Raw genomic sequence first — 3,262 nt, forward strand, 5'->3', positions numbered from 1 at the left:
CCGGGCACTTTGGTGTTCGTGTTGTGGGTGATGACGGATCGCAATTTTAATCTTTGTGGTCAAGTTTCTAAGAGCAAACGGTGGATGCCTTGGCATCTGGAGCCGAAGAAGGACGTAGAAATCTGCGATAAGCCTCGGGGAGCTGATAATCGAGCCCTGATCCGAGGATTTCCGAATGGGGAAACCCCGCTGGGCGCTTTTGTGACCTGGTGACTCCCGCCTGAATATATAGGGCGGGTAGAGGGAACGTGGGGAAGTGAAACATCTCAGTACCCACAGGAAGAGAAAACAACATGTGATTCCGTGAGTAGTGGCGAGCGAAAGCGGATGAGGCTAAACCGATCATGTGTGATAGCCGGCGGGCGTTGCATGGTCGGGGTTGTGGGACACGTCACTCAGTTCTGCCGGACTGGGGCGGTTACAGCGCATCATAGTCGAACCGGTTTGAAAGCCGGGCCGTAGTGGGTGCCAGCCCCGTAGACGAAATGGTGTTATGGCCGGATGTGTATCCCAAGTAGCACGGGGCCCGAGAAATCCCGTGTGAATCTGTCAGGACCACCTGATAAGCCTAAATACTCCCAGATGACCGATAGCGGACAAGTACCGTGAGGGAAAGGTGAAAAGTACCCCGGGAGGGGAGTGAAATAGTACCTGAAACCGTTTGCTTACAAACCGTCGGAGCCTCCTTAGTAGGGGTGACGGCGTGCCTTTTGAAGAATGAGCCTGCGAGTTAGTGATATGTGGCGAGGTTAACCCGTGTGGGGCAGCCGTAGCGAAAGCGAGTCTGAATAGGGCGTTTGAGTCGCATGTTCTAGACCCGAAGCGAAGTGATCTATCCATGGCCAGGTTGAAGCGACGGTAAGACGTCGTGGAGGACCGAACCCACTTCAGTTGAAAATGGAGGGGATGAGCTGTGGATAGGGGTGAAAGGCCAATCAAACTTCGTGATAGCTGGTTCTCTCCGAAATGCATTTAGGTGCAGCGTTGCGTGTTTCTCGCCGGAGGTAGAGCTACTGGATGGCCGATGGGCCTCAACAGGTTACTGACGTCAGCCAAACTCCGAATGCCGGTGAGTGAGAGCGCAGCAGTGAGACGGTGGGGGATAAGCTTCATCGTCGAGAGGGAAACAACCCAGACTACCAACTAAGGTCCCTAAGCGTGTGCTAAGTGGGAAAGGATGTGGAGTTGCATAGACAACCAGGAGGTTGGCTTAGAAGCAGCCACCCTTGAAAGAGTGCGTAATAGCTCACTGGTCAAGTGATTCCGCGCCGACAATGTAACGGGGCTCAAGCACACCACCGAAGTTGTAGATTTCGCACACTAGACAAGCCTTCGTGGTTCAGTCGTGCGGAGTGGTAGGAGAGCGTCGTGTGGCGAGTGAAGCGGCGGAGTGATCCAGCCGTGGACGCTACACGAGTGAGAATGCAGGCATGAGTAGCGAAAGACGGGTGAGAAACCCGTCCTCCGAAAGACCAAGGGTTCCAGGGCCAGGTTAATCCGCCCTGGGTAAGTCGGGACCTAAGGCGAGGCCGACAGGCGTAGTCGATGGACAACGGGTTGATATTCCCGTACCGGCGAACAACCGCCCAAGCTAATCCAGTGGTGCTAAGAGTCCTAACCCGGATCAACCGGATCCCTTCGGGGTGATGGTGGCCGGTCTAACGCTCGACCCCATGCTGGTGCGGTTAGCGTATGAACAGGTGTGACGCAGGAAGGTAGCTGAGCCAGGCGATGGTATCCGTAAGGTGAACCTGGTGTAAGGATGTAGGGCTGACGATAGGCAAATCCGTCGTCTGTACGCCTGAGATCCGACGCGTACCCGTAAGGGGAAATCAGTGATCCTATGCTGCCGAGAAAAGCATCGACGCGAGGTTGCAGCCGCCCGTACCCGAAACCGACTCAGGTGGTCAGGTAGAGAATACCAAGGAGATCGAGAGAATCGTGGTTAAGGAACTCGGCAAAATGCCCCCGTAACTTCGGGAGAAGGGGGGCCGGACACGTGACCGGATTTACTCCGTGAGCGTTGAAGGCCGCAGAGACCAGTGGGAAGCGACTGTTTACTAAAAACACAGGTCCGTGCGAAGTCGCAAGACGATGTATACGGACTGACGCCTGCCCGGTGCTGGAAGGTTAAGAGGAAGGGTTAGCCTTTGGGCGAAGCTCTGAATTTAAGCCCCAGTAAACGGCGGTGGTAACTATAACCATCCTAAGGTAGCGAAATTCCTTGTCGGGTAAGTTCCGACCTGCACGAATGGCGTAACGACTTCCCAGCTGTCTCAACCGCGAACTCGGCGAAATTGCACTACGAGTAAAGATGCTCGTTACGCGCAGCAGGACGGAAAGACCCCGTGACCTTTACTACAGTTTGGTATTGGTGTTCGGTGTGGCTTGTGTAGGATAGGTGGGAGACTGTGAAGCGGGCACGCTAGTGTTCGTGGAGTCATTGTTGAAATACCACTCTGGTCACTCTGGATGTCTAACGTAGGACCCTGATCGGGTTCATGGACAGTGCCTGATGGGTAGTTTAACTGGGGCGGTTGCCTCCCAAAGAGTAACGGAGGCGCCCAAAGGTTCCCTCAACCTGGTTGGCAATCAGGTGGCGAGTGTAAGTGCACAAGGGAGCTTGACTGTGAGACTGACAGGTCGAGCAGGGACGAAAGTCGGGACTAGTGATCCGGCAGTGGCTTGTGGAAGCGCTGTCGCTCAACGGATAAAAGGTACCTCGGGGATAACAGGCTGATCTTGCCCAAGAGTCCATATCGACGGCATGGTTTGGCACCTCGATGTCGGCTCGTCGCATCCTGGGGCTGGAGTAGGTCCCAAGGGTTGGGCTGTTCGCCCATTAAAGCGGTACGCGAGCTGGGTTTAGAACGTCGTGAGACAGTTCGGTCCCTATCCGCTGCGCGCGTTGGAAATTTGAGAAGATCTATCCCTAGTACGAGAGGACCGGGATGGACGAACCTCTGGTGTGTCAGTTGTTCTGCCAAGGGCACCGCTGATTAGCTACGTTCGGACCGGATAACCGCTGAAAGCATCTAAGCGGGAAGCCGTCTTCGAGATGAGATTTCCATGCACCTTGAGTGTGAGAGGCTCCCAGCAGACTACTGGGTTGATAGGCCGGATGTGGAAGCGGGGACTAACGACCCGTGGAGCTGACCGGTACTAATAAGCCGAAGACTTGATAACACACTGATTTCCGTGCACGTGTTGCACGGGCTCGCGTCCACTTTGTGGTTCCCGACAGACGATCGGGAATCAAACT

General features: G+C 55.0%; 1 rRNA gene. It reads left to right on the forward strand.

Annotated features, from left to right (window positions below):
* The first annotated feature begins 57 nt into the window (after positions 1 to 57).
* Positions 58 to 3,186 (forward strand): 23S ribosomal RNA (locus ITJ60_RS18685).
* Positions 3,187 to 3,262 lie beyond the last annotated feature (76 nt).

The organism is Curtobacterium sp. VKM Ac-2884 (genome assembly GCF_015350945.1).
GTDB lineage: Bacteria > Actinomycetota > Actinomycetes > Actinomycetales > Microbacteriaceae > Curtobacterium.